General features: G+C 73.3%; 18 protein-coding genes. 12 read left to right on the plus strand and 6 right to left on the minus strand.

The genetic code is table 11. The features are described 5' to 3' along the window. Positions 1–256: 256 nt before the first annotated feature. The 3 genes from JK361_RS03630 (at position 257) to JK361_RS03640 (ending at position 3,839) form a co-directional block, all read left to right on the plus strand. Positions 257–1,027 carry a DUF4142 domain-containing protein gene (locus JK361_RS03630; protein WP_201814127.1) on the plus strand — a complete coding sequence of 257 codons (771 nt, stop codon included), beginning with the start codon at positions 257–259 and terminating at the stop codon, positions 1,025–1,027. A gap of 230 nt (positions 1,028–1,257) precedes the next feature. Further along, positions 1,258–2,037, plus strand: coding sequence for a TIGR04222 domain-containing membrane protein (locus JK361_RS03635; protein WP_201814128.1), 780 nt, complete (start codon positions 1,258–1,260; stop codon positions 2,035–2,037). Positions 2,038–2,189: 152 nt separating this feature from the next. Next, positions 2,190–3,839 (plus strand): alpha/beta hydrolase, encoded by a 1,650-nt coding sequence (locus JK361_RS03640; protein WP_201814129.1) that lies wholly within the window; start codon positions 2,190–2,192, stop codon positions 3,837–3,839. A gap of 188 nt (positions 3,840–4,027) precedes the next feature. On the opposite strand, the gene hemQ is transcribed toward JK361_RS03640, so the two are convergent. Together hemQ and hemG are read right to left on the minus strand one after the other, a co-directional pair. After that, positions 4,028–4,759 carry a hydrogen peroxide-dependent heme synthase gene (gene hemQ, locus JK361_RS03645; RefSeq protein ID WP_201814130.1) on the minus strand — a complete coding sequence of 244 codons (732 nt, stop codon included), beginning with the start codon at positions 4,757–4,759 and terminating at the stop codon, positions 4,028–4,030. Between the two features lie 5 nt (positions 4,760–4,764). Continuing rightward, positions 4,765–6,219: a protoporphyrinogen oxidase gene (hemG, locus tag JK361_RS03650; protein WP_201814131.1), complete on the minus strand. Its 1,455-nt coding sequence runs from the start codon at positions 6,217–6,219 to the stop codon at positions 4,765–4,767. Between the two features lie 157 nt (positions 6,220–6,376). On the opposite strand from hemG, the gene JK361_RS03655 reads away from it, so the two are divergent. Both JK361_RS03655 and JK361_RS03660 read left to right on the plus strand, forming a co-directional pair. Beyond that, positions 6,377–7,345, plus strand: a complete 969-nt coding sequence (locus JK361_RS03655) for a DUF4349 domain-containing protein (protein ID WP_201814132.1) — start codon at positions 6,377–6,379, stop codon at positions 7,343–7,345. A gap of 27 nt (positions 7,346–7,372) precedes the next feature. Continuing rightward, a complete protein-coding gene (locus tag JK361_RS03660; protein WP_201814133.1) occupies positions 7,373–8,779 on the plus strand; it encodes an FAD-dependent oxidoreductase in 1,407 nt (468 codons plus the stop codon). Between the two features lie 102 nt (positions 8,780–8,881). Here JK361_RS03660 and JK361_RS03665 read toward each other — a convergent pair whose 3' ends face one another. Further along, on the minus strand, positions 8,882–9,169 hold the full coding sequence (locus JK361_RS03665; RefSeq protein ID WP_236052340.1) for a hypothetical protein: 288 nt from the start codon (positions 9,167–9,169) through the stop codon (positions 8,882–8,884). Between the two features lie 92 nt (positions 9,170–9,261). Here JK361_RS03665 and JK361_RS03670 point away from each other — a divergent pair, with 92 nt between their 5' ends. After that, complete coding sequence (locus JK361_RS03670; protein WP_201814134.1) at positions 9,262–10,086, plus strand: rhomboid family intramembrane serine protease; 825 nt, start codon at positions 9,262–9,264, stop codon at positions 10,084–10,086. A gap of 1 nt (position 10,087) precedes the next feature. Here JK361_RS03670 and hemE read toward each other — a convergent pair whose 3' ends face one another. Beyond that, positions 10,088–11,146: a uroporphyrinogen decarboxylase gene (gene hemE / locus JK361_RS03675; RefSeq protein ID WP_201814135.1), complete on the minus strand. Its 1,059-nt coding sequence runs from the start codon at positions 11,144–11,146 to the stop codon at positions 10,088–10,090. 279 nt (positions 11,147–11,425) lie between these two features. On the opposite strand from hemE, the gene JK361_RS03680 reads away from it, so the two are divergent. From JK361_RS03680 to JK361_RS03700, 5 genes are all read left to right on the plus strand, one after another. Beyond that, positions 11,426–12,103, plus strand: a complete 678-nt coding sequence (locus JK361_RS03680; RefSeq protein ID WP_201814136.1) for a DUF3000 domain-containing protein — start codon at positions 11,426–11,428, stop codon at positions 12,101–12,103. 259 nt (positions 12,104–12,362) lie between these two features. Further along, positions 12,363–13,022, plus strand: a complete 660-nt coding sequence (locus tag JK361_RS03685; RefSeq protein ID WP_030777669.1) for a response regulator transcription factor — start codon at positions 12,363–12,365, stop codon at positions 13,020–13,022. Between the two features lie 147 nt (positions 13,023–13,169). Further along, positions 13,170–14,459, plus strand: a complete 1,290-nt coding sequence (locus JK361_RS03690; RefSeq protein WP_201814137.1) for a ribonuclease D — start codon at positions 13,170–13,172, stop codon at positions 14,457–14,459. 650 nt (positions 14,460–15,109) lie between these two features. Further along, positions 15,110–16,327 (plus strand): thiolase family protein, encoded by a 1,218-nt coding sequence (locus JK361_RS03695; protein WP_201814138.1) that lies wholly within the window; start codon positions 15,110–15,112, stop codon positions 16,325–16,327. Next, complete coding sequence (locus tag JK361_RS03700) at positions 16,324–18,453, plus strand: 3-hydroxyacyl-CoA dehydrogenase NAD-binding domain-containing protein (protein ID WP_201814139.1); 2,130 nt, start codon at positions 16,324–16,326, stop codon at positions 18,451–18,453. Before JK361_RS03695 ends, JK361_RS03700 begins: the two co-directional genes overlap by 4 nt. Before the next feature lie 94 nt (positions 18,454–18,547). Here the strand turns inward: JK361_RS03700 and JK361_RS03705 are convergent, their stop codons facing one another. Together JK361_RS03705 and JK361_RS03710 are read right to left on the minus strand one after the other, a co-directional pair. Further along, the gene (locus tag JK361_RS03705) at positions 18,548–18,904 is read right to left on the minus strand and encodes a hypothetical protein (RefSeq protein WP_201814140.1); all 357 of its coding nucleotides are present in this window, start codon (positions 18,902–18,904) and stop codon (positions 18,548–18,550) included. A gap of 47 nt (positions 18,905–18,951) precedes the next feature. Beyond that, on the minus strand, positions 18,952–19,968 hold the full coding sequence (locus tag JK361_RS03710; RefSeq protein WP_201814141.1) for a PLL family lectin: 1,017 nt from the start codon (positions 19,966–19,968) through the stop codon (positions 18,952–18,954). A gap of 73 nt (positions 19,969–20,041) precedes the next feature. On the opposite strand from JK361_RS03710, the gene JK361_RS03715 reads away from it, so the two are divergent. Continuing rightward, positions 20,042–20,434, plus strand: coding sequence for a PIN domain-containing protein (locus tag JK361_RS03715; RefSeq protein WP_201814142.1), 393 nt, complete (start codon positions 20,042–20,044; stop codon positions 20,432–20,434). Positions 20,435–20,493 lie beyond the last annotated feature (59 nt).

Raw genomic sequence — 20,493 nt, forward strand, 5'->3', positions numbered from 1 at the left:
CCACACATCGCGCATGCCACGGGGACCACCCCGGCACCCACCCCTGAACACCCCTCCGACCAAAGCCCCAAAGGGGCGCGAGGAACTGCGCGGCCGGCCACCACGCACCCGCACCGAACCACCGGCCCCGGCATCACCCGCACCCGCACCGGTCGCCCCCTCACGCACCGCGGGCGAAAGCCCGTCCGCGCCCCCAGTAATATGCCAAGCCCGCACCCGCCCCCAAGCACCCCCGGTGTGCGGTGCAGGAGGCACCATGCGACCGCGTCCCCCCGTCAACGGCCGAGGCATAGTCAGCGGCACCGGGCTCATCGTCACCGCCCTGGCGGCGACGGTCGTCGCCCTGCTCGTCCCGCTCTGGTCCTACGCCGGCCGGCAGGACCCGGCGAGCGCGAACGTCCTGAGCGCACGGACGGTCACGACGCCGTACGGCCCGCTGTCCGAACAGGACCGGGGCTTCGTCACCAAGGTCCGGCTGGCGGGGCTGTGGGAGCTGCCCGCCGGAGAGCTGGCGCTGCGGAAAGGGACGACGCCGGCCGTCCGCACGGCCGGGCAGCACCTCGTCGACGGCCACACCTCCCTGGACGCCCATGTCCGGACCGTCGCCACCCAGCTCGGCGTCGCCCTGCCCAACGAGCCGAACGAGCAGCAGAGCCAGTGGCTCGCCACCCTGGACACGGCCGAGGGCCAGGACTTCGACCGCGAGTTCGCGGGCCTCCTCCGGCTCGCGCACGGCCGGGTGTTCTCGCTGGTCGCCCAGGTCCGGGCCGGCACCCAGAACTCCCTGGTCCGCGATCTCGCCGACGACGCCAACGCGACCGTCCTGGACCACATCAGGATTCTGGAGGCGACGGGCTACGTCGACTTCGGCACACTGTCCCGGGACCTCGCGGCCTCCGCCTCCCCGGTGCCCACCCCGCCGCAGGTCGACCCGAGTGCCGCCGTGCCGGTCACGCCGCCGCCGGGCGATACGAACACCCTGCCGCCCGCCGCGGCCGGTACGTCACCGGCGACGAGCAGCCCCTGACAGCGCCGACACGACTGCCGGTCCCGACGCCCCTGACAGCGCCGACGCCAACTGCCGGTCCCGACGCCGATGGCCCCGACAACGCCGACGGCCCCTGACGGCGAACGCCCTGACGCCCCCTCACACCCTCTGACCAGCACGGGAAACGGAACGTCACATACCGGCAACACTCCGTCCGGATCGTGAAAAGGGCATGGCGTTCGCCCAGGCCCCTGGCATACAAACACGTCATGTTCTGGGTCCTTCTCCTGCTCCTGGCCTGGGCTTTCGCGGGCACGGCCTGCGCCCGGCTCTGCCTGACGGCCGTACGCGCGGCAGCCGCGGACGCGCGTGACGCACCGACGGACCGGGAGCGCGATCTGACGCTGTACGAGGCGGCCTTCCTCTCCGGCGGCCCCGCGCGGGTCGCCGACGTGACCATGGTCTCCATGGCCCGCCAGCGACGGCTGCTGCTCGCGCACACCGGCTGGGCCACCGTCGTGGACCCGCGGGGGCGCGACGAGATGGAGCGGTCCGTCATAGGGGCCATAGGACCCGAGGGGCAGTCGCGGATAGCGCCGGTGCGGGCACGGGCGGCCGGCGCGGAGGCCGTGCACCGGCTGGGCGACGGCCTGGTGCGCGCGGGGCTCGCGGTGCCCGAGGGCGCGGGTACGACCGTGGGATCCGCCGTCCGCCAGGTGCGGGCCGCCGCCTGGGCCGTGGCGGCGCTGGGCGCCACCGCGCTGCTGCTGCCCGTGCAGACCGGGACGCCGCGCCTGCTGGTGGGCCTGTGGTTCACCCTCCCCCTCACGCTGGCGCTGAGCTGCCTGGCCATCGCCCGGTTCGAGGTGCACCCGTACTCGCGCTGGGCCTCCCCCGCCGGACAGCGGCTGCTGAGCGCGCTGGCCGGGAAGCCGGCCGGTGACGAGGGATCGTTCCTCACCTCCGTCGCCGTACGCGGGATCCGCGCGATCGGCGAGCCGGAGCTGCGCGCGGCCTTCACCCACCGCGACCAGCCCTGGCGGGAGTGAGGGCGGCGACTTCGAGCGGCGCATAGGGGGCAAAGGCGCCGACACCGGCAGGGTGGTGCTTGCCTTCCCTCACAGCCGAACGAAATATCCCTTTTGTGGTCGCCGGGCCGTGGCAGCCGTGCCATCGCCGCCGCGCACCGAAGGGATACGCGATGAAAGCTGCCGCCCTCTACTCGACCGCCGGGTCCTTGCTCCTGACCACCCTGGCGGCGGCCCCGGCGGGCGGCGCGCCCGGCACCCCGGACGCCCACGGCACAGCGGAGCTGCACGGCACCGCGGTGGCCGTGGCCCGCGCCCGGGCCGCCGGCATCGACTTCGGTCCGTGCTCCGCCGCCGAGGTGCCGCAGGCGCCGGCCGGGGTGCGGTGCGGCACCGTGTCCGTCCCGCTGGACTACGCACACCCCGGCGGCAAGCAGATCCGGCTGACGGTCAGCCGGATTCCGGCCACCCACAAGGACCCGCACAACAGCAAGCGGAAGGTCCCCCGGCAGGGCGCCCTGGTCTACAACCCGGGCGGCCCCGGCGCGTCCGGCATGTACTTCCCGCTGATCGGCACGATCCGGGAGTGGAAGCGGATCGCCGCCGCCTACGACCTGGTCGGCTACGCCCCGCGCGGAGTGGGCCGTTCGGCCCCGCTGTCCTGCGAGGACCCGAAACGCTTCGTCAAGGCGCCCACCACGTCACCCGCGCACCCGTCGGAGGCGTACAAGCAGCAGCGGATCGCCCAGGCGAAGGCGTACGCGCGGGGCTGCGCCCAACGGGCCGGCGCCGCGCTCCGGTTCTACAACTCGCTCGACAACGCCCGGGACCTGGACGTCCTGCGGGCCGCGCTGGGCGAGGACCGGCTGACCTTCATGGGGGCGTCGTACGGCACCTACCTCGGCGCGCTGTACGGGGCGATGTTCCCCTCGCACGTGCGGCGCATGGTGCTGGACTCGGCGGTGAACCCGGATCCGCAGAAGATCTGGTACCGCAGCAACCTGGACCAGTCGGCGGCGTTCGAGGAACGCTGGGCGGACTTCCGCGACTGGATCGCCCGGCACGACGACGTGTACCGGCTCGGCGCCACACCCGCGAAGGTGCAGCACAGCTACGACACCGCCCGCGAGCGGCTGGCCCGGAAGGCGGCGGGCGGGAAGGTCGGTCCCGGCCAGCTCCAGAACGCGTTCCTGACGGCGGGCTACTACGACGACTTCTGGGCGAGCCGGGCCGCGGCCCTCTCGGCGTACCTGCACGGCGATCCCGGGCCGCTGGTCCGGCTGGCCGCGCCGAGCCCGGAGACGGCCGCCGAGGCGGAGAACGGCCGGGCGGTGTACACGGCCGTGGAGTGCAATGACGCGCCGTGGCCGACGGACTGGAGCGTGTGGGACCGCGACAACACGCGGCTCGCCCGGGTGGCGCCCTTCGAGACCTGGGACAACGCGTGGATGAACCTGCCCTGCGCCTACTGGCCGGCGCCCCGGCAGAAGCCGCTGGACGTGCGGACCGGGCCGGGTGAGCTGCCGCCGGTGATGGTCCTGGCGGCCGAGCGGGACGCCGCGGCCCCGTACCAGGGCGCCCTGGAGATGACCCGGCGGCTGGCCGGCTCGGTGCTGGTGACGGAGCGGGACGCGGGCACGCACGGCATCGCAGGCGGCCCCAACAAGTGCGTCAACGGGCATCTGGAGGCCTACCTGCTGGAGGGCCGTCTTCCGGCGCGGCACGCGTCCTGCGCACCGCGCCCGGAACCGGTCGCCTCCGGCGGTACGGCCGACAAAGGGGACCGGCGGGAGGCGTTGAAGGGCAGGGGCAGGGCGCGCTAGCAGGCCGCCCGCCGGCTGCAGCGCCGGCCCTGGCCGTGTCGGGCGGCCCACCGGGGTGTTGCCGGATGGGCGCCGGCGGCTGCGGGGGCGTCGTGGCTTGTCGCGCGGTTCCCCGCGCCCTTGCAGGGGCGAACCGCCGGAGGCGCACCGCCGGAGGTGCCCCGCCGGAGGTGCGCCCCTTCGAGGGGTCAGGCCAGGCCCGCGACCAGGTCGGCGACGCTCTTGCGGCGGCCGGTGAAGAAGGGGATCTCCTCGCGGACGTGCATCCGGGCCTCGGAGCCGCGCAGGTGCCGCATGAGGTCGACGATGCGGTGCAGCTCGTCGGCCTCGAAGGCCAGGACCCACTCGTAGTCGCCGAGGGAGAACGAGGCGACCGTGTTGGCGCGCACGTCCGGGTAGCCGCGGGCCATCTTGCCGTGGTCGGCGAGCATGCGGCGGCGGTCCTCCTCGGGCAGCAGGTACCAGTCGTAGGAGCGCACGAAGGGGTAGACGCTCACGTAGTCGCGGGGCGTCTCGTCGGCGAGGAACGCCGGGATGTGCGAGCGGTTGAACTCGGCGGGGCGGTGCAGCGCCATGTTCGACCAGACGGGCTCCAGCGCCCGCCCCAGCCTGGTGCGCCGGAAGAGGTTGTACGCCTCCTGGAGCTGGTCGCTGGTCTCGGCGTGCCACCAGATCATCACGTCCGCGTCGGCGCGCAGACCGGAGAGGTCGTAGGTGCCGCGGACCGTCACGTCCTTGGCGGCGAGCTGGTCGAACAGCTCCTGGACCTCGTCGGCGTATCCCGCGCGGTCCTCGTGCAGTACGTCCTTCAGCTTGAAGACCGACCAGAGGGTGTAGCGGATGACCTCGTTGAGGTCCTTGGCCAGCTTGCCCTTGTTCGGGATCCTGCCGGACTCGGTGGTGGGGGCGTCGTCACTCATGGTCCCTATTCTCCCGCTCCGCCGTGCAGGCTCTGCACCGGGTTGGCACTCAGCTCCGCCACCCCCGACCGGTCGCCGGCCAGCTGGTCCACCGCCGCGTACGCGCTCGCGATGCACGCCGGGACGCCGACGCCGTCGTACTGCGCGCCGCACACCGCGAGCCCCGGGAGCTTCGCGACCTGCTCGCGGATACGGGCCACGCGCGCGTGGTGCCCCACCGGGTACTGGGGCAGGCCGTCGGTCCAGCGGGTGACCCGGGTCTCCAGCGGCACGGCGTCCAGGCCGGTGGCCTCCCGCAGGTCGTGCCGGGACACCTCCACCAGGCCGGCGTCGTCGCGGCCGAGCACCTCCGTCTCGCCGTGGCGGCCCACGGACGTGCGCAGCACGACCACGTCCGGGTCCTCCTCGGCGATCCAGCCCCACTTCTGCGAGGCGAAGGTGGAGGCCTTGATGGTGCGGCCGTCGACGGGCGGCACCAGGAAGCCGCTGCCCTCGGGCAGGCCCAGGCCGGCGCGCCGGTAGGCGAGGGTGATCAGCGCCATCGAGGCGTACTCGACGGCGGCCAGTTCGGCGGCGGCCCCCGGGGACTCGGCGCGCAGCAGCCCGGCGGCGGCCGGAGCGGGTACGGCGACGATCACGGCGTCGGCGTGCAGCACCCGCTCGCCGGCGGTGATCCGCCAGCCGCCGGCCGCCTCCCGGCGCAGTTCGCGGGCGGGCGTGCCGGTGAGGATCTCGCCGCCCCGGGCGCGCACCGACTCGGCGACCGCGAGCGGCAGCCGTCCGACGCCGCCGGCGATGCCCATGAAGACCGGGCCCGTCTGCGGGCTCGCCGCGGCCTTGGCCTGGATCTCCCGGACGCCCTCGGTGAGGGAGGTGTGCGCGCGGGCGGCCTGGAAGAGCTGCGGGACGGCCGAGCGCATCGAGATGCGGTACGCGTCGCCCGCGTACACCCCGCCGAGCAGGGGTTCGACCAGCCGGTCGACGACCTCCCGGCCGAGCCGGGCCGACACGTACTCGCCCACGGCCACGTCGTCGCCGACCTCAGTGCGGGGCAGGCCGGCGTCGCGCTCGATGCGGGCGAGGCCCTCGTCGGACAGGACGCCGGAGAGCGCGGTGGCGGTGCCGGGCACGCCCATCACATGACCCTTGGGCATGGGCCGCAGGGCGCCCCGGGTCCAGATCGAGGCGGTGGCGGTGGCCGGCGGCTGGAGCTGCTCGCCCAGTCCCGCCTCACCCGCGAGGGCGACCGCCTCGGGGCGGCGGGCGAGCAGGGACTCCGCGCCCAGGTCGACCCGCACGCCGGCGATCTCGCCGGGCAGCAGCTTGCCGCCGACCCGGTCGCCGGCCTCCAGCACGGTCACGCGCGCTCCGCGCCCCAGCAGCCGGTGCGCGGCGGCCAGCCCGGCGATGCCGGCCCCGATGACGACGACGTGCCCCAGGCCCCTACCCGTTGTGCTCATGTCCCCCACTCTCTCAGACCCCGCCGGCACCCCCGAGGGAGCCCGGTGTCCGGGACGAGTCCGGACCGTGACCGCATCGGAACCGCGGACCCCCAACGTTCCCGCCCGGCCCGGCGTCGAAGAACCGTCACGACCACGGCCCTCGGGGGTACCGCTCATGCGCACACCACGCTCCACCCGCTCCGCCCGGCCCGTCAGGGCACTGACCGGGCTCCTGCTCGCCGCGTCCCTCGCGCTCGCCGGGTGCAGCGGCGCCGGCGACTCGGGCGGCGGCTCCGCGAAGGCCGCCTCGGACGCCGACGCCGCGCAGGCCGGCGCCCCCGGCGGCACGGAACACGGAAAGGCCACGCGCGCCGCGCCCCGGCTCACCCCGGACGCGATCATCCGCACCGCCTCCCTGACCGTCGAGGTCGAGGACGTACCCAAGGCCCTGCGGGCGGCCCGGACGACCGCCGAGGACGCGGGCGGCTACGTCGGCAGCGAGACCACCGGCCGGGACGCCGACGGCCACGAGCACACCAGGGTGGTGCTGCGCGTGCCCACCGGGAAGTACGACGAGGTCCTCACCGGCCTCCAGGGCACGGGCCGGCTGGTCGACCGCACGGCCAAGGCGGTCGACGTCACCGACCAGGTGGTGGACGTGGACAGCCGGATCAAGTCGCAGCGGGCCAGCGTGGACCGGATCCGCGCGCTGATGGAGAAGGCGGACAAGCTGAGCGACGTCGTCGCGCTGGAGGGCGAGCTGAGCACCCGTCAGGCCGATCTGGAGGCGCTGCTGGCCCGGCAGGCGTCGCTGGAGGACCGTACGAGTCTGGCCACCATCACCCTGTCGCTGTCCGAGACCCCGGTGCGGCAGGCGGACGACTCGCCGGGCTTCACGGACGCGCTGTCGGGTGGCTGGCACGTGTTCGTGGCCATGCTGCGCTGGATCGCCCTCGCGCTCGGCGCCGCCCTGCCGTTCGCGGCCCTCGCCGCACTGCTTGCGGTGCTGTGGCGGCGGATCGTACGTCCCCGTCTGCCGCGCCGCCCGGCGCCCGCGCCCGCGACGACCGCGCTCGGCCCGCTGCCGTCGGCCCGCCCGGTGCCGGACCCCGCCGCGGAGGCCGGGGAGGGGGGCCGGGACTGAAATGCCCGCGCCCCGTAGCGTGTTCCCATGAGCATGAGCGGTGGACGGGGCAGCGGCGGCAGGGAACGGCTGGTCGTGATCGGGGGCGACGCCGCGGGCATGTCCGCGGCGTCGCAGGCACGGCGGCTGCGGGGGCCCGGGGAGCTGGAGATCGTGGCCTTCGAGCGCGGCCACTTCAGTTCCTTCTCGGCGTGCGGCATCCCGTACTGGGTGGGCGGCGAGGTCCCGGACCGGGACCGGCTGATCGCCCGCACGCCCGAGGAGCACCGCGCGCGGGACATCGATCTGCGGATGCGCACGGAGGTCACGGAGATCGACCCGGCCGGGCAGCGGGTACGCGCGCGTGACGTCGACTCGGGCACCGAGTCCTGGACGGAGTACGACAAGCTCGTGATCGCCACCGGCGCCCGGCCGGTACGCCCGGACCTGCCCGGCACGGACGCCCCGGGCGTGCACGGCGTGCAGACCCTCGACGACGGCCAGGCCCTGCTGGAGACGCTGGCACGCACGCGTGGCCGCAGGGCGGTGGTCGTGGGCGCCGGCTACATCGGTGTCGAGATGGCCGAGGCGCTGATCAACCGGGGCTTCGAGGTGACGGTCGTCAACCGCGGCAGGGAGCCCATGTCCACGCTCGATGCGGACATGGGCCGGCTGGTGCACCGGGCCATGGAGGGCCTCGGCATCACCATGGTGAACGACGCCGAGGTCACCAAGCTCCTCACCGGCGAGGACGGCCGGGTCCGGGCGGTGGTCACCCAGGACGCCGAGTACCCCGCGGACCTGGTGATCCTGGGCATCGGTGTCCGCCCGGAAACGGCCCTCGCCCGGGCGGCCGGCCTCCCGCTCGGGGCCCACGGCGGTCTGCTCACCGACCTCGCGATGCGGGTGCGCGGACACGAGAACATCTGGGCGGGCGGCGACTGCGTGGAGGTGCTGAACCTGGTCTCCGGGCAGGAGCAGTACGTTCCGCTCGGCACCCACGCCAACAAACACGGCCAGGTCATCGGCACCAACGCCGGCGGCGGCTACGCCACCTTCCCCGGTGTCGTCGGCACCGCGGTGAGCAAGGTCTGCGACCTGGAGATCGCCCGCACCGGCCTCAGGGAGAAGGACGCCCGCCGGGTGGGCCTGCGGTTCGAGACGGTCGTCATCGAGTCGACCAGCCGCGCCGGTTACTACCCCGGCGCCGCCCCGATGACGGTCAAGATGCTCGCCGAGAGCCGCACGGGCCGGCTGCTGGGCGTGCAGATCGTCGGCAGGGAGGGGGCGGCGAAGCGGGTCGACATCGCGGCGGTGGCGCTGACCGCGCGGATGACGGTGGAACAGATGACGGCCCTGGACCTGGGCTACGCCCCGCCGTTCTCACCGGTGTGGGACCCGGTCCTGGTGGCGGCGCGGAAGGCGGCGGCGCAGGTACGCCGAGGGAGCCTCTGACCCGGCACGGGGCCGTCCGGCGCCCAGCCGTCCGGCGCCTTGCGTCCGCGGCCGGGCCGCCGTCGGCCTGCGCGCAGGCCGACACCGTGCAAGAGGCGGCGTCTAGGCCGTCCCGCTCATCCGCGGCAGGGAGGTCACACCCGCCCCGGAGGAGACGGCGGCCGGCTGCTCCCCCGAGGGCTTCGCGTGGGAGGCGGACGGGCGGATCGAGCGCAGGCGGTGGCTCACCGCCTCGTCCAGCGTGACCGGCCGCTGCATCTGGGAGGCCAGCCGCCCGGCCTCCTGGCCGAGTCGCGCGACATCCTCCCAGGGAAGCCGTACCACCAAGGACAGCTCGGCCTCGCCATCGGGCAGGGCGTGCATCGCCGGAACCTGCGGAGCGTTCGTCATCGCCTGATCCTCACGTCGGTTGAGGAAAGATACGCACGCCCACCCGGCGGTGTTCACCGGTTCACCCGCCACATCGCGGGCACTACTTCTGTGTGGTCATCCCCGTCCATGACGTGAACCCGGCGCGCCGCACGCCCTGGGTGACGTACGCGCTCATCGCCGCCAACGTGCTGGTGTTCATCACCACGCCCGGCACGGCCGGCTCCGTGGCCGGCGCCGACGACCTGGCGCAGCTGTGCCATCTCCAGGCCTTCCTGGACCACTACGCGGCGGTACCACGGGAGCTGATCCACCATCAGATACCCCGGCTGGTCCCGACCGGAGACGTCGGGATCGGCCCGCACGGCCCGGGCTGCGTGGTGGGACCGCCCGCCTACGACAAGTCGCCGGCGCTGTCGGTCTTCACGGCGATGTTCCTGCACGGCGGCTGGCTGCACCTGCTGGGCAACATGCTCTTCCTGCTGATCTTCGGCAACAACGTCGAGGACCGGATGGGCCACATCCGCTACTTCCTCTTCTACGTCGTCTGCGGCTACGCGGCCGGCTACGGCTTCGCGCTGCTCAACGCCGGCTCCGCCGAACCGCTGATCGGTGCGTCGGGCGCGATCGCCGGGGTCCTCGGCGCCTACATCGTGCTGTGGCCGAAGGCGCGGGTGTGGGTCCTCGTGCCGTTCCTGGTCTTCCTGCCGCTGCGGCTGCCCGCGTGGCTGGTGCTGGGCTTCTGGTTCGCACTCCAGGCGGTGTACTCGTCCGGGCACGGGGTGTCCGGCGCCGGCACGGTGGCGTACGCGGCGCACGTGGTCGGCTTCGTGGTGGGCATGCTGCTGGCCTGGCCGCTCAAGCCCGGCACACCTCCCCCGCCGGAGCCGCCCGGCCTGCTGTTCGGCAGGCGGGCGCGGCCGCACTACTCCTGGTGAGTCAGCGCGCGGTGGCGGTGTGGACGTACTCCACGAGCCGGGTCAGCGCGTCCGGGTCGGTGTTCGGCATGACACCGTGGCCGAGGTTGAAGACGTGCCCCTCCAGGCCGGCGGCGGCGTCGAGCACCTCGCGCGCCTTGGCCTCGACGGTGTTCTTGTCGGTGAACAGCACGGTCGGGTCCAGGTTGCCCTGGAGCGCCTTGCCGGGGCCGACCCGGCGCACGGCCTCGTCCAGCGGGACGCGCCAGTCGACGCCGACGACGTCCGCGCCGGCCTCGCCCATGAGCTTCAGCAGCTCGCCGGTGCCGACACCGAAGTGGATGCGCGGGACGCCGTAGCCGGCGACGGCCTCGAAGACCTTCGCGGAGGCGGGCATGACCGAGCGCCGGTATTCGGCCGGGGCGAGCGCGCCGACCCAGGAGTCGAACAGCTGCACCGCGCTGGCGCCCGCCTCGATCTGCACCTTCAGGAAGGCGGCGGTGATGTCGGCGAGGCGGTCCAGCAGGTCGGCCCACAGCTCGGGGTCGCCGTACATCATCGCCTTGGCGTTCTCGTACGTGCGCGAGGGACCGCCCTCGACCAGGTAGCTCGCGAGGGTGAAAGGCGCGCCCGCGAATCCGATCAGCGGGGTGGCGCCCAGCTCGTCGGTGAGCATGCCGATGGCCTCGGTGACGTACGACACGTCCTCGGGCGTGAGGTCGCGCAGCCGGGCCAGGTCGGCGCGGGTCCGGATGGGCTCCTCGACGACCGGGCCGATGCCGGGCTTGATGTCGAGGTCGAGGCCGATGGCCTTCAGCGGGACGACGATGTCGCTGAAGTAGATCGCCGCGTCCACGTCGTGCCGGCGCACCGGCTGGAGCGTGATCTCGGTGACCAGCTCGGGCCGCATGCAGGACTCCAGCATGGGGACGCCCTCGCGCACCTTGCGGTACTCGGGCAGCGAGCGGCCGGCCTGGCGCATGAACCACACGGGGGTGTGCGGCACCGGTTCGCGCCTGCACGCCTTGAGGAAGGCGCTGTCGTACGTCGCTGTCGGCTGCGTGGTGTCTTTGGCGGTCACGAGGCAAGTTTCGCATGCCGCCGATTCCGGCCCGCCCGGCACCGGGTGCCCGGTGCGCGGGGTGGCGGCCGGATGCCCGCGCCGGCCGGCGCGGGTACCGGTCCCCGGAGTGCGGGCAACGGCGCGGGGGGCCGCCGACGGACCGCACCGGCACGCCGGCGGCCGGGTGCGCGAGGTGGCGCCGGCGGCGCGGTGGCCGCCGGCGCGTGCGTCGGTCACGAGCGGTGTAGTGGGTGTCTTGCCCTGCACGAGGGCCCGCTTCCCCTTACTCTTCCCCGCATGGCTGCGGCTCACGGACGAATGTCGGACAGCGCTGATGGAATGGGCGACGTGAAGGACACCGAGGATGCGGACCGGCACTCCGGTACGTCGGGGCCGCCGGCCTTCCGGGCCGCCGTGGAAGCCCTGCGCAGCAGCCGGCTGCGGCCGCAGGTCGAGGTGGAGCCGACGCCCGCCCCGCAGCGGCTCGCCCCGTACGCGTACGCGCTGGAGGCGGTGGTGGTCGACGGCGAGCAGGAGCTGGCCGACGGCCGGCTGGTGCTGCTGCACGACCCCGCCGGGCACGAGGCGTGGCGGGGCACGTTCCGGCTCGTGACGCTGGTGCGGGCGGAGCTGGAGCCGGAGATGGCGGCCGATCCGCTGCTGCCCGAGGTGTGCTGGTCCTGGCTGACCGGGGCGCTCCAGGCGCGCGGGCTGGGCTACGGCGAGCCGAGCGGCACGATCACGCGGGCCGGCTCGCACTACTTCGGCGGGCTGGCGGAGCGGCCGGCCGCCTCGCAGATCGAGATCCGGGCGTCGTGGACGCCCCGCGAGGGCCTCGCCGGGGTGCCGGACACCGCCGCCCACCTGCTCGCCTGGTGCGATCTGCTGGCACAGGTCGCGGGTCTGCCGCCGGCCGGTCCGGGGGACGCGTCGGTGGTGACGCTGCCGCAGCGCAGGGGTCCGCAGTCCCGCTGAGCGGTCGCCGCGAAACGCCTTATTGACCATCTCTTTGTCGATACGGCCACTTTGCGCACTCGAATCGCACTCGCTCGAACCGACTCGATCTTCGGATGATCGATCGCGTGTCCGAATTGCACAGATTGTTACTCACTAGATCGTGATCATTCTCTAAAGGCGGACGAGTTTGCTGCCGAAGACGACTGTGACCTTGAAAGCACGGTTCGTCCCGGCTGACTCCCCACAAGCCGGCCCCGTCCCCCACCCAGGAGGCCTGGTGTCCGTTCTCCTTGAGCAACCCGCAAGCCTGGTCGCCTACCGCCCGAACAAGCCGACCGCCATGGTGGTCGTGGCCGACCCGCGCGTCCGCTCCACCGTCACCCGCCACCTGTGGGCGCTCGGCGTGCGCGATGTCATCGAAGCCTCGTCCATCGCGGAGGCTCGTCCCCGCATCGGCAACCCGCGCGACATCTGCGTCGCCGACGTCCACCTCCCCGACGGCTCCGGCCTCACCCTGCTGTCCGAGACCCGCGCCGCGGGCTGGCCCAACGGACTCGCGCTCTCCGCCGCCGACGACATCGGCGCGGTCCGCAACGCGCTGGCCGGCGGGGTCAAAGGCTATGTCGTCACCGGCACCCGCACCAACATCGGGCTCCCCACCCGACCCGGTGCCGCCCCTCTCGGTGCCGCCGCCCGCATGCACCGCCGCCCCCCGGGTGCCCCGAGCCACCCGGGCGGCTACCGGGAACTGTCCGGACGCGAGGTCGAGGTGCTGCGGCTGGTCGCGGAGGGCCAGTCGAACAAGGCGATCGGCGTCTCCATGGGCCTGTCCGCCCTCACCGTGAAGAGCCACCTCGCCCGCATCGCCCGCAAGCTGGGCACGGGTGACCGGGCGGGCATGGTGGCCGTGGCCCTGCGCACCGGGATCATCCACTGAGCCCACCCGATACCCCCTTCGGCGGAATCCCATATTCCCTCAGGTGAACCGCGCCCTGCCGTGAGCTGACTGGTTTATGCCCCTCCCGTGCCCGTCGACGGAACGTTCCGTCGACGGGCGCCGTCCGCACACGGATACCCTTGACAGGTGACCGACGCCCAAGAGACCACAGCAGACAGCTCCCTGCGCACCACCGGAGGCACTCCTCCGGACGACGCCGGATCTTCTGTGCTGGGGGCGCCGACTCCGTTGCTCGAACCCCGCGAGGGCATTCCGCCCGTGATCGCCGACCAGGCGGCCCTCGCCAAGGTGATCGCCGCCTTCGCCGCCGGCTCCGGCCCGGTCGCCGTGGACGCCGAGCGCGCCTCCGGCTACCGGTACGGCCAGCGCGCCTATCTGGTGCAGCTGCGCCGCGAGGGCGCCGGCAGCGCGCTGATCGACCCCGTCGCCTGCCCCGACCTGTCCGGGCTCGGCGAGGCGCTGTCCGGCGTCGAGTGGGTGCTGCACGCGGCCACCCAGGACCTGCCCTGCCTGCGCGAGATAGGCATGGTCCCGTCCCGCCTGTTCGACACCGAGCTGGCCGGCCGGCTCGCCGGCTTCCCCCGGGTCGGTCTCGGCGCCATGGTGGAGGGCGTCCTCGGCTACGTCCTGGAGAAGGGCCACTCCGCCGTCGACTGGTCGACCCGGCCGCTGCCCGAGCCGTGGCTGCGGTACGCCGCGCTCGACGTCGAGCTCCTGGTCGACCTGCGCAACGCCCTGGAGAAGGAGCTGGACCGGCAGGGCAAGCTGGAGTGGGCGCTCCAGGAGTTCGACGCGATCGCGACGGCGCCGCCGGCCGAGCCGCGCAAGGACCCCTGGCGCCGCACGTCCGGGATGCACAAGGTGCGCCGGCGCCGGCAGCTCGCCGTCGTGCGGGAGCTGTGGCAGACGCGGGACCGGATCGCCCAGCGCCGGGACGTGTCGCCGGGGAAGGTGCTGAGCGACGCGGCCATCGTGGAGGCCGCGCTCGCCCTGCCGGGCAATGTGCACGCCCTCGCCGCGCTGAACGGGTTCGGACACCGCACGGGGCGGCGGCAGCTGGAGCAGTGGCAGGCCGCGGTGGACCGGGCCAAGGCGCTCCCGGAGACCGGGCTGCCGCAGCCGGGGCAGCCCGTGACCGGGCCGCCGCCGCCGCGGGCCTGGGCCGACAAGGATCCGGCCGCCGCGGCCCGGCTGTCCGCCGCCCGGGCGGGGGTGTCCGCCCTCGCGGAGCGGCTCAACATGCCGCAGGAGAATCTGGTGTCCCCGGACACCGTGCGGCGGATCTGCTGGGAGCCGCCGAAGGTCCTCGACGCCGGGACCGTGGAGGGTGCGCTCCGCGGGTACGGCGCGCGTCCGTGGCAGGTCGAGCTGGTGACGCCCGTACTGGTGGACGCGCTGCGGGTGAAGAGCGCCTAGCGGCCACACAATCCGACCACGGACGAGTGAACCTGGGGCCGACCGCCGACGCGTGAACTGGGGCCGACCACCTGCGAGTGGCCTGGGGCCGACCGCCGGCGAGTGGCTTGGGGCCGACCGCCGCGAGCCGCCACAAGAACCGACCGCCGGCGAGCTGCCACAGGCACCGGCCATCTGCGAGTCACCGTCGCGGTCGCGGGCCTCGATGACGGCCGTCCGCGGGCGAGCCGCCGCGGGCACCGATCCCCGGCGCCGGCCGCGCGGGTCCGTCGCCGCCTGTGCGGCCCCCGGCGTTGCCACGTGCTCACCAGGGCCCCGCGGCCGCCGAGATGATCTCCGAGTGGGCACCGCAGGGGCGCGGAACCGGAACCGGGACGTCGAGATCGCGCCAAGATCCTGGCGCAGCCGACGCCGGCCGCGGGGTGCGTCGCCCGGTTGTCCCACCCTCCGGCGGTGCCACGCGTTCCGCATATCGGCACGGACCGCGGCCCTTCGGGGCGCTCCGTGCGGGCGGTGACTTGGTGTGACCTTCGCCGCTCCGGGCGCCGGGACTGTGCAGCTACGTTACTCATAAGTAGCATGGGTCCTGAGCGCGCGCTCAGCGCAGCGCAGCGCAGCAGTGCCATCCCCGCATCTGGAGGAGAGCCATCGTGCCTCGTACCGTCAGGGACGTCGTCTTCGTCGACGGCGTCCGCACCCCGTTCGGCAAGGCGGGCCCGAAGGGCATCTACCACGAGACCCGCGCCGACGACCTCGTCGTGAAGGCGATCCGGGAGCTGCTGCGCCGCAACCCCGGGCTGGACCCCAAGAAGATCGACGAGGTCGCCATCGCCGCGACCACGCAGATCGGCGACCAGGGCCTGACCCTCGGCCGCACGGCCGGCATCCTCGCGGGCCTGCCGCAGTCCGTCCCCGGCTACTCCATCGACCGCATGTGCGCCGGCGCCCTGACCGCCGTGACGACCACCGCCGGTTCGATCGCGTTCGGCGCCTACGACGCCGTCATCGCCGGTGGTGTCGAGCACATGGGCCGCCACCCGATGGGCGAGGGCGTGGACCCGAACCCGCGCTTCGTCAGCGAGAAGCTGGTCGACGAGTCGGCCCTGTTCATGGGCATGACCGCCGAGAACCTGCACGACCGCTACCCGAGCATCACCAAGCGGCGCGCCGACGAGTACGCCGTGCGCTCGCAGGAGAAGGCCGCCAAGGCGTACGCCGACGGCAAGATCCAGCAGGACCTGGTGCCGATCTCGGTGCGCCGCACCAACGCCGAGGCCGGTGAGACCGGCTGGGGCCTCGTCACCGCCGACGAGCCGATGCGCCCGGGCACGACGCTGGAGAACCTCCAGGGCCTCAAGACCCCGTTCCGCGTCCACGGCCGGGTCACCGCCGGTAACGCGGCCGGCCTGAACGACGGCGCCACCGCCTCGATCATCGCGAGCGAGGACTTCGCCCGCGAGAACAACCTGCCGGTCAAGATGCGCCTGGTCTCCTACGCCTTCGCCGGCGTCGAGCCCGAGGTCATGGGCTACGGCCCGATCCCGGCCACGGAGAAGGCCCTCGCCCAGGCGGGCCTGTCCATCTCCGACATCGGTCTCTTCGAGATCAACGAGGCCTTCGCCGTCCAGGTCCTCGCCTTCCTGGAGCACTACGGCATCGCCGACGACGACGCGCGCGTCAACCAGTACGGCGGCGCCATCGCCTACGGCCACCCGCTGGCCTCCTCCGGCGTCCGTCTGATGACGCAGCTGGCCCGCCAGTTCGAGGAGCAGCCGCACGTCCGCTACGGCCTGAACACCATGTGCGTCGGCTTCGGCATGGGCGCGACGGTCATCTGGGAGAACCCGCACTTCGAGGGGGACAAGTGAGCACCACCGCCGAGCTTCTGAAGCAGGCCTCCGACCTGTTCCCGGACGAGGTCGTCACCAGCGCCCACGTACGCCACCTCGACCTGCCGTCCGGTGCCGGCCGCTTCGCGCTGATCACCCTGGACAACGGCCTGGACCACACCAAGCCGACCACCTTCGGCCCGGCTTCGCTGGCGAACCTGAACACCGCCCTCGACCAGGTCGAGAAGGAGGCGGCCGACGGTGAGATCGTCGGCGTCGGCATCACCGGCAAGCCCTTCATCTTCGCGGTCGGCGCCGACCTCAAGGGCGTCGAGCTGCTGAAGGAGCACGAGCACGCGCTCGCCATCGGCAAGGGCGGCCACGAGGTCTTCAAGCGCCTCGCGGGCCTCGCGGTCCCGACCTTCGCCTACTACAACGGCGCGGCGATGGGCGGCGGCGTCGAGGTCGGCCTGCACTGCTCCTACCGGACCGTCTCCAAGGCGATCCCGGCGTTCTCCCTCCCCGAGGTCTTCCTGGGCCTGGTCCCGGGCTGGGGCGGCTGCACGATCCTGCCGAACCTGATCGGCGCGGACAAGGCCGTCTCGGTCGTCATCGAGAACTCGCTGAACCAGAACAAGCAGCTCAAGGGCCAGCAGGTCTTCGACCTGGGCATCGCCGACGCCCTCTTCGAGGGCGCCGACTTCCTGGAGCAGTCGCTGATCTGGACCGCCCAGGTGCTCAAGGGTGACGTCAAGGTAGAGCGCCCGGTGATCGACCGCGGTGAGGCCTGGGACCAGGCCGTCGCCAGGGGCCGCTTCATCGCGGACGGCAAGGTGCACGGGGCCGCTCCGGCCGCCTACCGCGCCCTCGACATCATCGCCGCCGCCAAGGACGGTGACCTCCAGGCGGGCTACGACGCCGAGGACCAGGCCCTCGCCGACCTGATCATGGGTGGCGAACTGCGCTCCGGCATCTACGCGTTCAACCTCGTCCAGAAGCGCGGCAAGCGTCCCGCCGGTGCCCCGGACAAGAACCTGGCCCGCCCGGTCACCAAGGTCGGTGTCGTCGGCGCCGGTCTGATGGCCAGCCAGCTCGCGCTGCTGTTCCTGCGCCGCCTAGAGGTGCCCGTCGTCCTGACGGACATCGACCAGGAGCGCGTCGACAAGGGTGTGGGCTACGTCCACGCCGAGATCGACAAGCTGCTCGGCAAGGGCCGCATCAACCAGGACAAGGCCAACCGCCTGAAGGCCCTGGTGAGCGGTGTCCTGGACAAGGCGGAGGGCTTCTCCGACGCGGACTTCGTCATCGAGGCCGTGTTCGAGGAGATCGGTGTCAAGCAGCAGGTGTTCGCGGAGGTCGAGGCGGTCGCCCCGGCGCACGCGATCCTCGCCACCAACACCTCCTCGCTGTCCGTGACGGAGATGGCGTCGAAGCTGAAGCACCCCGAGCGGGTCGTCGGCTTCCACTTCTTCAACCCCGTCGCGATCCTCCCGCTGCTGGAGATCGTCCGCGGCGAGAAGACCGACGACGCGTCGCTCGCGACCGCGTTCGCCGTCGCCAAGAAGCTGAAGAAGACCGCGGTCCTCACCAAGGACGCCCCGGCGTTCGTCGTGAACCGCATCCTGACCCGCTTCATGGGCGAGATCCAGAACGTCATCGACGAGGGCACCCCGGTCGAGGTCGCCGAGAAGGCGATCGAGCCGCTCGGTCTGCCGATGTCCCCGCTGGTCCTGCTGGAGCTGGTGGGTCCCGCGATCGGTCTGCACGTCTCGGAGACCCTCAACCGGGCCTTCCCGGACCGCTTCACGGTCTCCCCGAACCTCGCGGCCGTCGTCAAGGCGGGCAAGCGCGGCTTCTACGTCTACGACAGCGGCAAGCCCGAGCTTGACCCGGAGGTCGCCGCGCTGCTGAAGCAGGGCGACTCCGTGCTCACCGAGGAGCAGGTGCGCGACCGCGTGCTCGACGCGGTGGCGCAGGAGATCGGGCTCATGCTCGACGAGGGCGTCGTCGCCGAGGCCCAGGACATCGACCTGTGCCTGATCACGGGCGCCGGCTGGCCCTTCCACCTGGGCGGCATCACGCCGTACCTGGACCGTGAGGGCGTCTCGGAGCGCGTGAACGGCAAGAAGTTCCTCGCCCCGGGCGTGGCGAGCGTGCCCGCGTAAGGCTCCGGCTGCGGTCGGACGATGCCCGGCACACCCTGGGGTGTGCCGGGCATCGGCGTTGTCGCGGGGGTGGCCAGGCGCGGGGCGCCTGGGGTCAGAACGCGCTCCAGGGGACACGGCAGTTGTGCGGGGCCATGCCCTCCGGGCACAGACCGCCGATGACCGCCTTGCGGATCGCCCGCCAGGTCCGCAGGGAACACGCCAACCGGACGCTCAGTTCGACGGGCCGGCGCGCGCCGCTGCTGCGGCCGGGATTCTCGATGGCCCACTGTTCCACCAGATAGTCGTACAGGTAAGCGGTCGTCAGCCCGCCGTCGACGGTGGTGCGGGCGACGTTCCAGCGCAGGATCCGGGCACTGCGGGGTGCCACGGCCCGGCGGACGGTCTGCTCGACCCACGCCAGCCCCTCGTCGTCCGCATAGAGTCCGAACCTCAGGTCACGCGTCCTCACCCGTATCAGCCTTCCTGGTCGTCTTCCTCGTACGGCACGTCCCCGGCTCAGATCTGCCGCCACGCCTCCAGCGCCAGCCCCGGCTCGTCCTTGCGCCGGGTCAGCAGGAGATTCCCGGTCGACGGGGACGAGGTCGCCGCCACCACCCGGCCCGACTCGTCCGTCGTGAGGGACACCAGCGCGTCGAGCGGCAGTTCGGGGCCGGACTCGGTCCACCAGGCCCCCGCCGACTCCTGCTCGGTGGGGTAGGCGGCGAACGCGACCCGGCGGTTCGCCGACCGCTGCACCAGCAGCGTGCAGTCGTGGCCGTCCAGATCGCAGCGGACCGCCGACACCGGGCCGGGGCCCGCGGCGGGCAGTACGGTGACCGGCTTGCCGCCCGGGCGCCAGGCGCACAGGTCGCCCGAGGTGTCGGTGTAGAAGACGGTCGTGTTCTGCGGGGAGGTGGCCAGGGCGCGCAGGGTGCCCGGGCGGACCGGGGCCTCGAGAGCCTCCTGGAGCACCGGCTGGGCGCCCGGCTTCTCCTGACGCCAGTACAACAGGCCCTCGGGAACGGCCGCGTACAGCTCGACCCGCCCGGACTCCCCCGTGACCGCGGCCAGTCCGTCCCGTACCTCGCGGCCCTTCAGGTCCCGCCAGGGGTCCCAGCCGCCCTTCTCCTTCTGCATGACCATGCTCACCCCGCCGCCGCGGTTCGGGACGAAGACATGGGCGCGGCCCTGGGCGTCCACCGCGACGGCGGGGGTGCCGGTGCGGTCGCCCTTCTTGTTCGGGTGGCCGATCGGGTGCCAGTCCAGGGCGGCCAGGTTCGGGCGGAAGTGGGTCGAGTGCACCAGCCCGGACTCGCCCGTGACGGTGGGCCGCCAGGAGGCCAGGTGGGCATAGCCGTCGGCGCCCTGGCCGACCGCCAGGACGGGGTGCAGTCTCTGCTCGCCGCCCACCTTGCGGGGAGCGGACCAGGGGCCGCCGGATCCGCGCTCCGCCCGGGTCAGGACGGCGTCGCCCGACAGCTGGTAGACACTGAGCCGGCCGTCTCGGCCGCGAAGGAGCCAGTCGCCGTTCACCTGTTCACTTTAAGCCGCCCGTCACGGACCCGGGTCCCGGCCCCCGGGTCTTCGGCCATGGGACCCTTGCCCCATGAGCGACCCGTTGCCCGCCGTGCCCTCCTCCGTCCCGCCGCTCGTCATCGTGGACGGCGCGAACGTCGTCGGCTCGCGCCCCGACGGCTGGTGGCGGGACCGCAGGGGGGCGGCCGAGCGGCTGCGGGACCGGCTGGCGGGCGAGGGCCTGCCCGGGCACCCGGGGCCGGTGGAGATCGTGCTCGTGGTCGAGGGCGCGGCCCGTGGTGTGGCGTCGGTGCCGGGCGTGCGGGTGGAGTCGGCGCCGGGCAGCGGGGACGACCGGATCGTGGAACTGGCCGCCGCGAGCGCCGGCCGGGCCCGCCTGGTGGTGACCGCCGACCGCGAGCTGCGGCGGCGGGTCACGGAGCTGGGCGCGGAGGTGACCGGGCCGCGTACGGTCTGGGGCTGAACCGGACACCGTCCGGCGTTGAATCGGACAAGGTCCGGCGTTGAGCCGGGCACGGTCCG

The organism is Streptomyces musisoli, assembly GCF_016741855.1.
Taxonomy (GTDB): Bacteria; Actinomycetota; Actinomycetes; order Streptomycetales; family Streptomycetaceae; genus Streptomyces; species Streptomyces musisoli.